Here is a 17767-nt window from a genome sequence, read left to right as displayed (position 1 = left end):
TGACAAATTTCGAAAAAACGAATATTATTATATGTAGCAAAACTGAAGTCAGTCTGCCAGTATCAAGCACAGTTTAGGAGGCGAACAATGGAACTGAGAAAAACATCTATTTCATTGTTGCTGGATGTAATAAATTGTTTTAAGATGAAGGTAATAGATATTATAGATGGATATAGAACAATAAAGGAAACAGCATGGTATTGGAATATCACAGAAAGGCAAGTTCAATATTTATGTGCAAATGGGCAAGTTGAAGGCGTGGTAAAATTTGGGCGAGTGTGAGCGATTCCCCAACAGGCAAAAAAGTCAAAAGACGGTATAATTACTACTGATGAATACCGAAATTAGAAAAAATGATAAATTTTTAAAAAAAATGACAGATATTGTCTATGTAGTTTGATATAATGAAGATAAACAATATATAGGAGGAATTGGCAATGGCTAAGACAATTAAGTTTAATTTAATTCTTGACAACTATCCGGTAAGAAATATTGAGGGATTACAAGAGCATTTTTCAATCGAGGATATGCTTAAATATTTTGAAAACGGTTTATTATTACGCTGGCTGAATGTAAGAGGCTATGAAAAACAGTATGCTGCTGTTGAAGCCATCGATAAATCATTGAACAGAAAAGAAATCGTAATGGCATTAGTTAAAATCTTTGAAGTAGTCGAAATGGATGATGAGGACATCGAAAAGGCAATAGCCATTCTTACATACTTGGATGAAGAAAAAAAGTTGAATGTAATATACAGAGAGAATGCTTTTGCAAAGAATAAGGTCGTGGATGACTATCATTCAGGGTATACTGCATTAGTTTTCCATATGGAAGAAAATAAAGAAAATATGGCTCTCTTAAAAGCAGATGTAATTCAAATGGAAAGAGAGTATTTTGGACTGTTTGAATTGAATCATTATGAGTTGTTTTTCAGATTGTTTGAATCTGCACCAAAAGCTATTTTTGCAATTCTTACAAGAGATGCATTTAGAAAGTTTTGGATTGGGGAAAAAGCAAATGAAAAAATAAATACAATTATCAAAAAAGAACTGTTAGCAACCACTAAAGCAAAAGAAATTCTTGGTGATGATTTGAAAATTGTTAAGAGAGATACTCAAGCAATGTGGGATCCAATTGAAAGACCTGAGGTTAAATTGATGGTTATTTCTATTAAGTCTGGAACTTTCATCAAAAATGCTGGTGAATTTTCGGAAAAACTGGATTATACTGATGTGAATTATAAACTTATGAAGTTTAATGGTTTAGAATATCAGTGTAATGATGCAGATTATGAATTATTGTATATGGAGGTATAAGTATGAATAATAATGCAAGAGATTTATTATCTTCGTATATTGATGCGTTATACCCTATTATCTATATCAACCATTTTGACTTTAAGGTTATTGACGATATAATTTCGGATATAATAGATGGCAGGAAAGTTATAGAATACAATAATGGGTTAGGTATCGTTGATTTTAATACAAAATCTACGATGAAAGAGTGTGATTTATTAAATCTTTTAAGACTTATAAAGGACGATGGATATGAGCATTCAATGTTCATTGTTTTGAAGGACGTTCACGATCAATTAGATAATCCAGATATTATTTCTATGCTGAAATATATTGCAGAGAGAAATTTATACAATGAAAACTATAATGCATCAATTTTTATTGTATCGAGTAAACTTTTCATCCCAAAAGAACTTGAAGATTTGATAACTGTGTTTGATATTCCGTTACCGACGGTTACAGAAATTAAGAGTATCATGACAGATTTTACTAAAGATTTGGATATAGATGTATCAGAAGATGTAATGAGTGAAATATCCTTGTCCTTCAAAGGATTAAATGAATTTCAGATAAAGCAAATTTTGAATTTGGCATACCAGGATGGTGGTTGTCTGGATTTTGATGATAAGCAGTTAATTCTTAGTCAGAAGGAACAGCTAATAAAGAAAGCCGGTCTGTTGGAAATGATACCTGTCCACGAAACTATTGAGGACATTGGTGGTCTTGAAAATCTGAAAGAATGGCTTTATAAAAAGGAATTTATTTTTAATCAGTTGGATAAGGCTATTAAATTCGGTGTGGATATACCAAAGGGAATTATGATTGTCGGTATGCCTGGATGCGGAAAAAGTTTGGCAGCAAAGGCAACAGCCAAGCTATTTGAGATTCCGTTGGTGAGACTTGATGTTGGACGTTTATTAGGTAAGTATATTGGTGAATCCGAAGAAAATATGAGAAAGACTTTGAAGCTTTCAGAGGCAATTAGTCCCTGTGTTCTTTGGATAGATGAAATTGAGAAAGCGTTTTCTGGTGTTGGTGGTTTTGGTGGTGGCAGTGATGTGACTACACGCTTATTTGGTCAGTTCTTAACTTGGATGCAGGAAAAAGAAAATACTGTTTTTATTGTGGCTACTGCAAATGATATTTCTAAAATCCCACCTGAGTTTTTGAGAAAAGGTAGATTTGATGAGTTGTTCTACGTTGATTTTCCAAATGATGAAGAACGCAGAAAAATTATAGAAATTCATCTTAAGAAACGTAACAAGTGGAGCAAAGAACTTGATATTATTTCCCTTGTGAAATTAACAGATGGTTATAATGGTGCTGACTTAGAGGCTATAGTAAAAGATGCGATTGAAGATTGTTTTATTGACGGTAAAGAACATTTAACAACAGAAGATTTAAAAAAAGCAAAAAAGAATATTGAGTCAATTTCCAGTACATTGAAAAAACGCATTGAGGAAATCAAAGAGGCTGTAAAAGATATGGATTTAAAGCCAGCAAGTAATCCGAAAAATAAAATAGCGATAAAACCAACTCTTAAAAAGACAGTTGTAAAGGAATAAAATGTAGTAAAAAAGGAAGAATGCTCTTCTTTGCTTCCTATTGTTTTAAATAGCCACTATGGAAAGGATAAGGTGTGAAATGGAAAAACAACAAGAATATTTTGAATTTGATTTTTCAAAAAGAATCTTATCAGAAGAAGAAGCCCATGGTGCTTCCAAAATTCAAAGAGAATTTTTAGAAAGTTATGTTGATTCTAAAGATAAGATTCATGTTGAAGAGTGGTTACTACAAGAGCTTAAAAAACAGCTTCCTGAAAGAACATCTGAAGAAATACATGAAATGAGTAGCGAAATTATTACTTCACTTAAAATAACGGAGGAAATGAAGGTATCTCAACAGAAGGCTTTTGCATCAGGTAGAAGCAAAGAGAGTTGGTTTGCTTCAACTGTGCTACAATCAACATCATATATGTCAGAATGGGAAAGTGCAAGGTATTTGCAGAATTTAGATAATGCTGTTAAAATTGCGAATACTGCAATGAACGAAGCTATAACTACAAAAGGTAGTGGGTACACAATACCAAGCAAGAATCCTAATTTGGATGGATTTATTGCAGAGCAACATCATGTGAATTCCTTCAATATGGATGCTGCCACAAAAGGAAGTGGTTTGAGGGCGGGAGTACAAGCACTGAAACCAGGTGAAACGTATACTAAAAATGGCTTTGATGTAGTTATCAAAGATGCTAATGGAAAAAGAATACATCAGTATCAGATGAAATACGGTGCTACAGCAGAAGATACGATTCGTATGCTGAAGTCTGGAAATTATAATAACCAGACAATTGTGGTGCCGGCAGAACAAGTCGAGTCTGTACAAAAATACTTTCCCAATAAGACCGTTACTTCGACAATAGGTGATGGAGACGTAAAGAGTAATCCTCTAACAAAAGAACAGGCAAAAGAACTGCAAAAACAGGCACAGAAAGGTAACTTTATGGATGCCGATTGGAATGACTATGTTGCGAAAGATATAGCATTAGGAATCAGTAAGCAGACTGGATATGTTTGTTTGCAAGGTGCTGCTGTTGGTGCAGGAATGGCTGTTGCAACAAAGATTTGGAACGGAGAGTCTATTGACGGAGAAGAAGTAGTAGAATCCGCTATCGATTCAGGTGTTGATTTTGGTGTAAAAACAGCAACAGCAGCAGCTTTGAAAGTAGCATCAGAAAAAGGGGTTCTAAAAGCAATACCTAAAGGAACTAAGGGTAGCACTTTTGCCAATATTGCTTTTGTAGCAATTGAAAATGTTAAGGTTTTAGGTAAGGTTGCTACTGGAGAATTGACTGCAAAAGAAGGTATTGATGCTATGCAACAAACTACAGGTGCTTGCGTGGCTGGTCTAGCAGCATCTATGGGGGGAGCTGAAATTGGTGCTTCTATTGGAGCTGTTTTAGGACCTGTTGGAGCTGCTGTTGGTGGATTCGCTGGTGGTACTATTGGATATATGGCTGGTTCAAAAGCTGGAAAGGCTGTTGTGAAGGGCGTTCAAAAGGTGAGTGACAATGCAGTTGAGATTGTGAAATCAGTTGGTAGTGCGGTAGTTGGTGGTATTAAATCTGTTGCACGAGGTTTTGCGAGTCTGTTTGGATTTTAATTATTTTGCACTAATCATGTATGTATGATAGGGGCATTTTTATGGTGATTAATATTCAAAAATAAAAAGGAAGAGTCGTAAATATTGATAAATATCAAAATCGGGCATTCTATATAAAAAAGGGAATTCAAAGTTCAGATTAATATAAGTAGGATAATTATTATAGAGGTATATAGAATTTATGTGTTGACGACTATGAAAAACTTTCTTGTTAGAGTAACATATGTGTTGACAACTAAGAAAAAATTTTGAGAAAAATTCAAAAAATTACTTGCATTATGTATTTTTTTTTGTTAAAATACATTCATAGTTTTCAGAAAATATAAATATTTAATACTAAATGCTATGAAGGAGAAAAGTACCAAAATACGTGTGATTTAGAGAGAAGTTGGTTGGTGAAAAACTTTTTACTGTGTGTTGGGAAGTTCACTCTGGAGCAGCTTTATTGAAATAGTAGTAGATAAAGACGTGATGTGCGTTAAACTTTTGAGGTGGTTTGCAATTTATTTGTGCAGACTATTAGGGTGGTACCGCGATTTCAGACCTTTTTCGTCCCTATGGATGGAAAGGGTCTTTTTTATTTGTATAGAGAAAGGAAGATTGGTATGCAGGAAAAATTAAAACAATTGAAAAAAGAAGCTGAAGAAAAGATAGCGTCAGCGGTTAATTTAGACGAAATTGAAAAATTGAGAGTAGAGTATCTTGGTAAAAAGGGAGATCTGACAAAAATATTGAAGGATATGGGTAGGCTTTCAAACGAAGAAAGACCGATTATAGGAAAGCTTGGAAATGAAGTCAGAGAAATGATAACTACTGCCATAAATGAAAAAAAGGAAGCAGTTAAGCAGGTTATTTTGGATAAGAAATTAGAAGCTGAAACTATTGATGTTACGATGCCAGGTACTGAGTATAAAATTGGTAAGAAGCATATCATAAGCAGAATGATAGATGAAGTTACAGAAATATTTATGGGTATGGGATTCTCAATAGCAGAAGGACCTGAAATTGAAACAGTTAGAAATAACTTCGATGCACTTAATGCACCAAAGGATCATCCATCTAGAGATATGTCTGATACATTCTACATTACAGAAGATATATTATTGAGAACACAGACTTCACCTGTTCAGATAAGAACTATGGAGGCGGCTGTTAAGACAGGTGACCTTCCTCTGAAGATAATAGTTCCAGGACGATGCTTCAGAAGTGATAGTCCAGATGCGACACACTCACCTATGTTCCATCAGATTGAAGTATTGGTAGTAGGAAAGGATATAACCTTTGCGGAATTTAAGGGTACAATGGAAACCTTTGTAAGGAAGCTATTTGGTCCTGAAACAAAGACGAAATTCAGACCACACAACTTCCCGTTTACAGAGCCGAGTGCAGAAATTGACGTTTCTTGCTTTAAGTGTGGTGGTAAAGGCTGTTCTGTATGTAAGGGAGAAGGCTGGATAGAAATACTAGGTGCTGGTATGGTTCATCCTAATGTATTGAGAAATTGTGGTATAGATCCTGATGAATACAGTGGCTTTGCTGCCGGTATGGGTGTTGAAAGATTGGGAATGCTTAAATATGGAATTGACGATATAAGATTGATGTTTGAAAATGATGTTAGATTTTTGGAACAATTTTAGTTTCATAATGAATTTATATTGGGAGGAAAAATATGTTAGTTTCTTTAAAATGGTTAAAAGAATATGTTGATATAAATTTAGATGCCAAAACATTTGGTGACAAAATGACAATGACAGGTACAAAAACAGAAACTGTTGAATATTATGGTGAAGAAATATCGAATGTAGTAGTAGGTAAGATAATGAGGATTGAAAAGCATCCAGATGCCGATAAGCTGGTTATAACCAAAGTAGATGTGGGTGCTGAGAATCTAGTTCAAATTGTAACTGGGGCGAAAAATGTAAAAGAGAATGATTACATACCAGTTGCATTGGATGGAGCAATACTTCCAGGTGGAATAACGATTAAAAGCGGTAAGCTGAGAGGTATTGATTCAAACGGAATGCTTTGTTCGGCTAAGGAGCTTGGAATAGATGAAAAATATATTGAAGATTATAAGAAAAATGGTATATATATTCTCGATATGGAGGATAGCTATGAAGTCGGAAAAGATATCAAGGCTGTATTGGGACTAAATGATGCTGTAATAGATTTTGAATTGACCTCAAATAGACCTGATTGCAAGTGTATGCTGGGGATAGCTAGAGAAGCTGCCGTCACTTTAAATGAAAAGATAAAATATCCAGAAATAAGTGTTAAAGAAGAATCTGAAAAAAATATAGATGTTGAAGTCAGTATAGAAAATCCTGAATTATGTAGTGGATACCTTGCCAGAAGAGTAACAGATGTAGTTATTGAAAAATCTCCATACTGGATGCAGAGAAGATTGGTAGAATCGGGTGTAAGACCGATAAATAACATTGTTGATATAACGAACTATGTTATGCTTGAAACAGGACAACCAATGCATGCATTCGACATGAGAGAAATTGGAAATAATAAAATCGTTGTGAAGAATGCCAATGAGGGCGATATGTTCGTAACACTTGATGGTCAGGAGAGAAAGCTCGATGCAGATACGCTAATGATAACAAATGGTGCAAAATATCTAGGCGTTGCAGGTGTAATGGGCGGAGAAGAATCGGAAATCAAAGATGATACAACTGAAATAATGCTGGAATCAGCATTATTCAATCCAGAAAATATCAGAAAAACATCAAAGAAGCTAGGGCTTAGAACAGAAGCTTCTTCAAGATTTGAAAAACCAATTGCACAGACTACTGCTGAGATGGCACTTGAGAGAGCTGCACAATTAATAGAGCTGCTTGGTGCAGGTAAGGTTATGAAGGGTGTAGTCGACAATAGAACTAATGAGGCTAAAAAACAGACTATTACAGTCAGTCCGAGGAGAATAAATGCTAGACTGGGAATTGAATTATCAATGGATGAATTTTGCGATATTCTTAGAAGCTTGGAATTTGTTTGTGATTTAAAATCTGAAGATGAATTGCATTTAGAGGTGCCATATTTTAGATTGGATATCGAACAGGAAGCTGATATTTTTGAAGAAATTGCGAGAATATACGGATTTGAAAATTTGCCATCCATACAGCTACAAGGGAATACTACAGCAGGTGTTAGAACAGATAAACAAAAATTCTTAGATGGAGTAAAGAGTGCGGCTATATCCTGTGGGCTATATGAATCATTGACTTATTCATTTGTGAGTCCAAGAGGGCTTGACAAGATAAGAGTTCCTCAGGACTCAAGACTTAGAAATGTCGTAAAGCTATTAAACCCATTGGGAGAAGATACCTCTATAATGAGAAGCACCCTGATTCCAAATATGCTTGATGTTATATACACGAACTCCTCTAGAAATATAGATGAGGTAGGGCTATTCGAAAGCGGACACGTATTTACGCCCGAGGAAATGGCTGGTGTTGAGGAAACAAGACTTTGTATAGGTATGTATGGCAAAAAAGTAGATTTCTTCACTTTGAAGGGTGTTGTTGAAAAGATATTCGAAAGAAATGGATTGAAAGGTCAAAAATATATTTTAGAATCTGCAAATACTACTTTCCATCCAGGTAGATGTGCAAATATAGTAGTTGGTGATAAAAAGATAGCAACATTGGGTGAAATTCATCCAGAAGTTCTTAACAACTATGGTATAAACAAGAGAGTTTATGTTGCCGAGATAGATATAGATACAGTGTATAGCTTAGCTGATAATACGATTGTATTTAAACCACTTCCAAAATTCCCAGCAGTGACAAGAGATATAGCTCTATTAGTTAAATCTGATGTTGAAGCTGGTGATATAGATGAAATAATTATGTCAAACGGACAAGGTATTGTGGAAACTTGTAAGCTATTCGATGTTTACAGAGGTGAGCAGATAGGTAAGGGATATAAGTCAATAGCCTACTCTATAGTATATAGAAGTCTGGAAAAAACACTTACAGATATTGATGTTGCTCCAGTGCACGAAAAAATTCTTACAGAGCTTGAAAATAAATTGGGTGCGAAGCTTAGAGAACAGTAAATATTAAATATAAACATTTTTCTTATTGTACTTTATTATATCAGAAATGTTTGATATAATAAGGTACAGGAAATGTTTATTGAAGGGTGGTGTATTGAATTAATGAATAAGGTTAGTGTAACTATTGATGGTATTGAGTATCATATTACAGGAGAAAAAAATGAAGCCGAAATTGTAAAGGTTGCAAAGTTCATTGACGGAGAGTTAAAGCAGATTAGTAAATCAGCACCATCACTTAGTAAAATCAGTGCTGCGATATTGACATCTGTAAATATTGCGGACAAGCTTTTTGACAGTAGCTTGGAAGTTGAGAGATTGAAAAGAGAGATTGAAGAAATAACTGAAAATTATTCTTCAAAGACAATTGATGTTGAAAAAGAGTTTGATTCGGTATTGAGCAAATTGGAAGAGGCTGAAAAGAATGCTGAAGAGCTTGGCAAAAAAGTAATTGTTTTGGAACATGAGTTGAGCAGAAAGGATGAAATTATCAGAAATAATTCTGCTAATGCTCCTGTTGTTGTGGATGAAGACTATGAAAAGAAGATAAGGTCACTAGAATTATATATCAAAGAGATGGAAAATAAAGTGGCTGTGGCAGAAAGCATGGCTACAGAGTTCCAAAATAAAGCATATAACATTCAATTGAACTATGAGGAATTAAAAAAGAGCATTAAATAGAGATTAAAATGGACTGCAAAATATGTGGTCCTTTTTTATCATATATAGCGAAAGGCGATGTAATTTGAGAGGAATAATGAATAGTAATTTGGAATTATTGGCTCCAGTTGGAGGCTTTGAATCATTGAAGGCTGCTATCCAAAATGGTGCTAATGCAGTGTATTTGGGCGGAAAAGAATTTAGTGCAAGAGCGAGTGCAAATAATTTTGATAGGGAAGAGCTTGTATTGGCAGTAAAGTACGCACATATTAGAGGCTGCAAGGTGTTTGTTACGGTAAATACCATAATAAAGGAAAATGAAAAGGTTGATTTTATTGAATATATTAGATTTTTACATGAAATAATGGTGGACGCGCTGATATTACAAGATATAGGCATGGCGACGTTGATAAAGAGATTATTACCAGATTTTGAGCTACATGCAAGTACTCAAATGGCAGCTCATTCTTTAAACGATGTAAAATATCTAGAAGAAATTGGTTTCAGTAGAGTGGTGTTGGCTAGAGAATTAAATATTGATGAAATAAAAACTATTTGCGATAATACAAGTGCCGATATAGAAGTGTTTGTACATGGTGCATTATGTGTATGCTATTCAGGACAATGTCTGATGAGTTCAGAATTGGGAAGCAGGTCCGGTAATAGAGGGAGATGTGCTCAGCCCTGTAGACAAAAATATAGGCTATTTAATGATGAAAGCAACGAGTATGTGGAAACTGACGGTGAATATCTACTAAGTCCGAGAGATTTGAATTCTATTGAAAATATTTCCCAAATAATAGATTCAGGAGTATTATCACTCAAAATAGAGGGAAGGATGAAGCGTCCGGAATATGTGGCGACAGTTGTAGGTGCGTATAGAGATGCAATAGTCGATTATATGGAAAATGGAAATAGCAGGATTGATCAGGAAAGGATAGATGACCTATATACGATATTCAACAGAAAATTTACAAAGGGCTACATTTTGGGAGAAGTTGGAAAAGCTGTGATGAATCCCGAAAAGCCGAACAATAGAGGTCTATATATTGGAAAAGTGGTGTCATACAATAAAAAGTCGAAAAAGCTTGGGATTAAGCTTGAGAAAATACTCCGAAAAGGCGATGGAATAAACATAGGTGGAGGAACAATAGGTAGAATAATAAAAAGAGGATCTATATACGACCTTGGTGAGTCTGGAGAAACGATTGAAATAGATTATATAGGAAGTATTGAAAAGGGTACGGATATATATAAAACTAGCGATGGAAGATTGCTAGAAAAAGTGAAAAATACATACGAAACAAACAAGGAACAGATAAAAATTCCAATAAGTGCCAATTTTTTAGCCGAATACGGAGATCAAGGGATGTTGATTCTTCAGGACACAAATGGGAATTGTGTGAGCGTTAAAGGTCAAAAATTGGTAGAAAAAGCCCAAAAGGTGCCTTTAACTAAGGAAAAAATTAAAGCTCAGATTTCAAAGCTTGGAGATACACCATTTGTTATTGATGAAATTCAGGTTACATTAGGAGAGAATATAAGCCTGCCTGTCAGTGAGATCAACAATATTAGACGAAAAGCTGTCGAAGAGTTATGCGATGTCAGAGCAAAGGTTAGGTTTAGAAAACATAACTATGATAAGCTGAACTTATATGTACTAGAGGAAAAAAACAGAGAAAAAAAATACTTATATAGCAATATTGAAAAGCATGATGAAATAACTGTAATGGACAATGATATATATTTTCAAAGGGCAAAATTAAATGTCAGCTGTGGTAATTTGGAGCAATTAGAGGTTATATGTGCTTTTGGTGTTGATAAAATATACTATAATGACATAGATTCTTTTGAGGATGCTCTTGAAATAGCATTTAAGCATGGTAAAAATATTTCTCTATACTTGCCAAGGATAATTAGAACGGGGGAAGCTCATATATATAAAAAAATATATGAAATGTATGATGCTTTGAAATCATATTCAGAACGAGGAGTATTCTGTGGATTTAGAATATCAAATTATGGTGAATTATTACAGCTGAAGAGTATTGGATATAAAAATGAAGATATAGATATATCATCGTGGATGAACGTGACAAATTCAGAGTCGATAAATTATTACCGCTCACAAAAAGTGGGAAATATATGCTTGTCTCAGGAAGTATCCTTAAAGCAAATTAAGGATATGAATTTACCAAGGTATCAAAATATAGAGTACGTGGTTTATGGAAGAACTGAAATGATGATAAGTGAGTACTGTCCAATGGGAGTTTTGACAAAGGATTGTAAAAGAAATAAGAGGGATGCATATTGCAAAAAAGCTGTATATTATCTTGAAGCATCAGATAATTCTAGGTATAGACTATCACAAGACAAAAGCTGTAGGACTACAATTTTTTCTGATTCAGTAGTGAATTTATGTGAGTATTTAGATGAATTGTATTATTATGGTGTAGATTCATTTGAAATTGCACTGCATTTTGAGGTGAGTAGTGAAATAGAAAAAATAATATCAAATTTTGAAAGAATGGTAAAAAAAATCAACAATTTAGAATATAATGTAAATAGTAATGATAAAGACAAAAAAACAGCTTGTAAATATTGTGGTAGTAGTAATATTGATGAAGTGTTTACGACAGGACATTTGTTTAAAGAAATTGATTAGCTTTCGGGGGTGATGTAATGACTTTAATATGTGATGGAGAAATTACGAAAAATATTGATAGGTACTGTATTGAAAATATGGGCATTCCAGAGATAATACTTATGGAAAATGCAGCAAAATCAGCTGTAGATAGGATTAAGTGGTTGTCAGAAGATGGTAAACTAAGTTTTGAGAGATTATTGTTCTTTTGTGGAGCTGGGAATAATGGTGGAGATGGGTTTGCGATGGCAAGGCATTTTAAGAATATGGGAGCAGATGTTGACGTTATCGTGTTCGGCGATATCAAAAAAATGTCACCAGCTACAAGAACTAATCTCGAGATAATATCTAATATGGATATTTACCTTGAATTTTTGACTGAAGAAAATATTTTTGAGTTAAATAATAAAATAATAGAGATATCAAAGGATAAGGATTTGTTGATAGATTGTGTGTTTGGTGTTGGATTGAATAGAGAAATAGATGGATATCTTAGAACAGCAATATCAAGCGTTAACGAAGCCAGAGATATGTATTCGAATAAACTAAGACTAGTATCGATCGATTGCCCATCTGGACTAAATTCAACAAATGGAAGCATAATGGGGGTTTCAATAGTTTCAGACTTTACAGTCACCTTTGAGTTTTTTAAAAAAGGATTTTTGAGATATGGAGCAGAAAAATATACAGGTGAGATATTTGTCGAAAAAATAGGAGTTCCTGAAAATGCAGTATTTGATAGAGGAGAGTATGCAGAATTTATAGATCGAAAATATATACACGCTAATTTAAAAAGCATAGATAGCTATGTCCATAAAGGTGATATGGGAAAGGTATGTGTATTTGCTGGGAGTACAGGATTTACAGGTGCTGGATTTATATCAGCTAGAGCTTGCTCAAGAACGGGATCGGGGCTGACTACATTAATATGTGACGAAAACATTCAAGCTATTATGTCAGAAAAACTAGATGAAGAAATGACTTGTAATATAAATGAATGGGAAAAAGTAAGCTCTTTGCTAGAAAAATCTGATGCCATCGCATTTGGACCAGGTGTAGGTATTACGGAGCATAAGCAAAAGCTATTGGATTTTTTAATTGACAAATATGATAAGCCTAAAGTTATAGATGCAGATGGGCTGAAAATGATAGATTTCAATTGGCTACATAAAAAGAGCAACACGATATTTACTCCACATATAGGAGAATTTTCTCAAATGGTAAATTTGAGTGTGGAAGATATTGAATCAGACAGGATGGCGATATCAAAGAATTTTGCGAAAGAGCATGGCGTTGTTTTGGTATTAAAGGGGAAAAATACCATTGTTACAGATGGTGATAAAGTAATGGTTAATACAACTGGAAATCCTGGAATGGCTAACGGCGGAATGGGCGATGCACTGACTGGAATAATTTTATCATTATGTGGACAGGGTTACGATAATTTTACTGCTGCCTGCATTGGTGTTTACTTGCATGGACTTTGTGGAGATATAGTTTTTGAGGAGAATAACACTGTTAATGCAACAAAGCTGATAAAAATTATACCCAATATTATGAAAATATTGTATAATAAGAATTAAGAAACAAGTAAGCCTAAATTATGTGAGGAGGTTTTGACATTGTTTGGAATTAGTATTAAAATTATATGGCTAATAGTTGCCATCGTCTTTGGTATTGCAGAGGTCATGACACTTGGTCTGACCATGATATGGTTTTCAGTTGGAGCGATTTTCGCCATGGGTACTGCATTTTTGACGGACAATGTATTCATTCAGATTTTAGTTTTTATTTTGATTTCAGTAGTGTTGCTTTTTGTTTTTACAAGAAAGCTCATTAAATTGAACATAGATAAGAACAATAAATTCTGGTCTACAACAGAGACAAATACGGAGGCCTTTATCGATAAAAGAGGATTTATTATTAAAAAGATAACTCCTGAAGAAAGTGGTTTGGCGAAGGTAAAGGGAGAAGAATGGACTGCAGTAGCAGTCGATCCGTATGAAACTATAGACAAGGGTGAAGAAATTGTTGTCAAATCTATTGAAGGTGTAAAATTAGTGGTTGAAAAAGTGAAAAAATAATAAGGGGGATATTTAAAAATGTTTGGAAAAATTTTTACGACGGTTCTGATAGCTATTGTAGTTATAGTAGCTATTAGATGCATCAGAATAGTGAAGCAGGCTAGAATGGGTATTGTAATGAGACTTGGTAAATTTCACAAGGAAGCTAAGACAGGAATTCATATATTAGTTCCATTTATCGATGCCATGTCTTATATGATCGATTTGAGAGAAATGGTAGTAGATTTTCCACCGCAGCCGGTTATTACAAAGGATAACGTAACAATGCAGATAGATACAGTTGTGTATTACAAGGTTACTGATCCAAAAAGCTATGTATTTGAAATTGCAAATCCAATCTCAGCTATCGAAAACTTGACTGCGACTACTTTGAGAAATATCATAGGAGATCTTGATTTGGATGAAACTTTGACATCTAGAGATCTTATCAATACTCGTATGAGAACGATACTTGATGAAGCGACTGATATTTGGGGAATAAAGGTAAACAGAGTGGAATTAAAAAATATAATGCCACCTAGAGATATACAGGCTGCTATGGAAAAACAGATGAGAGCCGAAAGAGAAAGACGTGAAGCTATCTTACAGGCAGAAGGTGAAAAGCAGTCAAAGATTCTTATTGCAGAGGGTGAAAAGCAATCGGCAATATTGAAGGCAGAGGCTAAAAAGGAAGCTATGATAAGAGAAGCAGAGGGTGAAAAACAGTCTAAAATTCTACAGGCAGAAGGTGAAGCTGAAGCTATTAGACAGACATTTGAAGCTAGAGCAGAGGGTGAAGCTGTCGTTATTAGGCAGACTCAGGAAGCAAATGCAGATGGCTTGAGAAAGGTATTTGCCGCTATGAAGGAATCAGATGTGGATGACAACATCTTGGCTCTTAAGTCAATGGAAGCGTTGGTAAAGCTTGGTGAAAGCGAATCATCAAAGCTTGTTTTGCCATCTGAAGCAGTAAATTTCCTAGGAACTTTCAAAGGAATAAAGGAAGTTTTGTCAGATTCAAAAGAGATGAATGAAACGAAGTAGTATAGATAAATATAAAATTTGCTATATTCTAGGCAATTTAAAATATACTTTATTCTAAGTAATTTGTTAATATAGAAGCATATTTATATGCAGATAAGTTAAATAATGATTAAATAATTAAAGACACTGGCTTCGTATGAATTATAATATATGTGGTCGGTGTCTTTTTAAATTTTACTTCTTTGTAAAATAATGTTGACAAAGTCAAAATTAAAATATTTTTATACTTGAGAAATAAAAAATGAACAGTATAAATGTCCATGCATCTTTTTTTATGATAAAATATATGTTAGAATATAGAAAATAATATCATAATAAGTTCATGATAGAAATTTATAAGAGTATAAATAAAATTGAAAAAATTCCGTTTTCATTTGGAGGTATAATATGGGATTAGTGGATAGGATTAGAAATGAAAATAGAGAAAGAGTATTTAAGGAGCTTCTAGGGAAAAATATAGCGAGCTAAAAAATTTTGATATTCTTTACAACACAATGGAAGAATTTTTGTTGATTGATATAAAAAGACTTGTTATAGAGGGGAATATAAATAAGGCTGAAGACACGTTGTTTTCATATATAGAAAAAAATAAAGATATTAATGTAATGTTTATAGCGGGCGAGTTTTATACAATGCTGATGGATATGAGTGATGAAGAATTGAAGACGAATGATTTTTCTAGAGCTGAGATAAATGCTTGGTTAGAAGAGATTAGAAAAATATTTAAGGCAAAAATACTAACATTGTAGATAATATTAATAAGAATGAAACAGTTGTGTTTGAGTACGTACTGTTTCTTTTTTAATGTTGAAATTAAAAACTAAGGGCAGATATCGAAAATAGAACATAAGGCTTTTATTTTGATAGTGGTATATATATTTATAGTTAAAAATTTTATTATTGATAATGTAGCATATCTGTCAACAGTTAAAAATTTAGAATTAAAAAACGATAAAAAAGCTATTGAAGTTTTCCCTAAAAAATATTATAATAAATACTTAGTAATTTTTACAAAAAAACACACAGTAGATATTCTACTGCATGTTAATATGATATATTGATTTTATGATGGAACTCAATGATATCACACTATTAATATTGTGTCAATGTTTTTTTGAAAAAATACTGAAAAAATATTAATGTAGGAGAGTAGAATTATGAGAATTGGTTTTGATCACAACAAATATCTTGAGGAGCAATCTAAGTATATACTTGAAAGGGTAAATAACTTTGATAAATTGTACATAGAATTTGGAGGAAAATTGATTGGCGATTTGCATGCAAAAAGAGTATTACCAGGATTTGATGAGAATGCCAAGATAAAAGTTCTGAGTCATATTAAGGAAAAGGTTGAAGTTGTAATTTGTGTATATGCAGGTGACATTGAGCGAAATAAGGTTCGTGGTGACTTAGGAATAACGTATGATATGGAGGTTATGAGATTGATTGATGACCTAAGAGGATACAATTTAGATGTAAACTCTGTGGTTATAACGAGATATGAAGATCAACCTGCTGCTACAATTTTTATCAACAAGCTGGAAAGGCGTGGAATAAAAGTCTATAGACATAGATCGACAAAGGGATACCCAACTGATGTAGATACAATCGTGAGTGAGGATGGATTTGGGTCAAATCCATATATAGAAACAAAGAAGCCAATCGTTGTAGTAACGGCTCCAGGTCCAAATAGTGGAAAGCTGGGGACTTGTCTTAGTCAGCTCTATCATGAAAGCAGATTAGGAAAAACTGCTGGATATTCTAAATATGAAACATTTCCAGTTTGGAATTTGCCACTAAAGCATCCGGTTAATATTGCTTATGAGGCTGCTACTGTGGATTTGAAAGATGTAAATATGATAGACTCGTTCCATTTAGAAAAATATGGTGAGACAACTGTAAATTATAATAGAGATATAGAGCTATTTCCAGTTTTAAAGAAAATAATTGAAAAGATTACAAATAAAGAAAGCATGTTCCAGTCTCCTACAGATATGGGAGTTAACAGAGTTGGTTTTGGAATAATTGATGACGATGTTGTTAGATATGCTTCATATCAAGAAATTATTAGAAGGTATTTCAAAACATTATGCGAATATAAAAAGGGTACTTTGGATAAGGACGCTGTTTCAAGAATAAAATTGATAATGGAAGAGTTGGAGCTAAAGCCTGAAGATAGAAAGGTTGTAACTATTGCTAGAAGTTATGGTGAAGATAAGGCTCCAAATTGTGTTCTTTGTGAAAAAAATGCAGTAGCGTTAGAATTGGAAAATGGGAAAATAATTACTGGGAAATTTTCTGAATTAATGAATGGATCTGCAGCGGTAATACTTAATGCTATCAAGGAATTGGCAGAAATTCAGGATGATATTCATCTAATCTCTCCGGTTGTTTTAGAGCCAATTATAAATTTAAAGCGAAATATATTGAATAGTAGAAATATTGCTTTGAACGCTGAAGAGGTCTTGATGGCATTGAGTATAAGTGCTGTAACAAATCCTTTGGCACAATATGCATTGAGAAGATTAGAGGGGATAAAGGGATGTCAAGCGCATTCTACGGTGATACTTTCAAAAAATGATGAACAAGTATTTAGGAAGCTTGGAATAGATGTTACCTGTGAACCAGAGTTTCAGTCAACAAATCTTTACGAAGGATAGAAATAATTTTGAATAAATAAAATTAACTTTTGTTGAAAATTTCCTTTCTTAATTCTAATTCAGAATCTTATATACTATAATTAAAAATTTATTTAAAAATATTAGAATTTTTATGTATATTGCAGAACTATGTGTTATAATAGTATATATGGATATTATGCGACGAAAGGATG

General features: G+C 33.6%; 13 protein-coding genes and 1 other annotated feature. All 13 genes read left to right on the top strand.

Annotated elements, in window-relative coordinates:
• The first annotated feature begins 87 nt into the window (after window positions 1–87).
• The 13 genes from BM120_RS01070 (at window position 88) to BM120_RS01005 (ending at window position 17594) form a co-directional block, all read left to right on the top strand.
• Complete coding sequence (locus tag BM120_RS01070) at window positions 88–282, top strand: hypothetical protein (protein ID WP_091992643.1); 195 nt, start codon at window positions 88–90, stop codon at window positions 280–282.
• A gap of 155 nt (window positions 283–437) precedes the next feature.
• Window positions 438–1316 (top strand): hypothetical protein, encoded by an 879-nt coding sequence (locus tag BM120_RS01065; protein ID WP_091992642.1) that lies wholly within the window; start codon window positions 438–440, stop codon window positions 1314–1316.
• 2 nt (window positions 1317–1318) lie between these two features.
• Window positions 1319–2863, top strand: a complete 1545-nt coding sequence (locus BM120_RS01060; RefSeq protein WP_091992641.1) for an AAA family ATPase — start codon at window positions 1319–1321, stop codon at window positions 2861–2863.
• A 79-nt stretch (window positions 2864–2942) separates the two neighbouring features.
• Window positions 2943–4460, top strand: a complete 1518-nt coding sequence (locus tag BM120_RS01055; RefSeq protein ID WP_091992640.1) for a hypothetical protein — start codon at window positions 2943–2945, stop codon at window positions 4458–4460.
• A 336-nt stretch (window positions 4461–4796) separates the two neighbouring features.
• Window positions 4797–5020, top strand: a binding site (T-box leader).
• 45 nt (window positions 5021–5065) lie between these two features.
• Window positions 5066–6097, top strand: coding sequence for a phenylalanine--tRNA ligase subunit alpha (pheS, locus tag BM120_RS01050; RefSeq protein ID WP_091992989.1), 1032 nt, complete (start codon window positions 5066–5068; stop codon window positions 6095–6097).
• Between the two features lie 32 nt (window positions 6098–6129).
• Entirely contained in the window at window positions 6130–8526 is a 2397-nt protein-coding gene (gene pheT / locus BM120_RS01045) for a phenylalanine--tRNA ligase subunit beta (protein ID WP_091992639.1), read from the top strand.
• 102 nt (window positions 8527–8628) lie between these two features.
• Window positions 8629–9204 (top strand): cell division protein ZapA, encoded by a 576-nt coding sequence (locus BM120_RS01040; RefSeq protein ID WP_091992638.1) that lies wholly within the window; start codon window positions 8629–8631, stop codon window positions 9202–9204.
• A gap of 76 nt (window positions 9205–9280) precedes the next feature.
• Window positions 9281–11848 (top strand): U32 family peptidase, encoded by a 2568-nt coding sequence (locus BM120_RS01035; protein WP_091992637.1) that lies wholly within the window; start codon window positions 9281–9283, stop codon window positions 11846–11848.
• Between the two features lie 17 nt (window positions 11849–11865).
• Window positions 11866–13410, top strand: a complete 1545-nt coding sequence (locus BM120_RS01030; RefSeq protein WP_091992636.1) for an NAD(P)H-hydrate dehydratase — start codon at window positions 11866–11868, stop codon at window positions 13408–13410.
• 39 nt (window positions 13411–13449) lie between these two features.
• Entirely contained in the window at window positions 13450–13911 is a 462-nt protein-coding gene (locus BM120_RS01025; RefSeq protein WP_091992635.1) for an NfeD family protein, read from the top strand.
• 18 nt (window positions 13912–13929) lie between these two features.
• Window positions 13930–14934, top strand: a complete 1005-nt coding sequence (locus tag BM120_RS01020) for an SPFH domain-containing protein (RefSeq protein WP_091992634.1) — start codon at window positions 13930–13932, stop codon at window positions 14932–14934.
• 494 nt (window positions 14935–15428) lie between these two features.
• Window positions 15429–15683 (top strand): DUF6483 family protein, encoded by a 255-nt coding sequence (locus tag BM120_RS01015; protein ID WP_242941516.1) that lies wholly within the window; start codon window positions 15429–15431, stop codon window positions 15681–15683.
• Between the two features lie 408 nt (window positions 15684–16091).
• The gene (locus tag BM120_RS01005; RefSeq protein WP_091992632.1) at window positions 16092–17594 is read left to right on the top strand and encodes a DUF1846 domain-containing protein; all 1503 of its coding nucleotides are present in this window, start codon (window positions 16092–16094) and stop codon (window positions 17592–17594) included.
• Window positions 17595–17767: the final 173 nt, after the last annotated feature.

The organism is Peptostreptococcus sp. D1 (genome assembly GCF_900112955.1).
Taxonomy (GTDB): domain Bacteria; phylum Bacillota; class Clostridia; order Peptostreptococcales; family Peptostreptococcaceae; genus Peptostreptococcus.
Note: the sequence above shows the minus strand (reverse complement) of the source record. Positions and strands in the feature narration are given on the sequence as shown.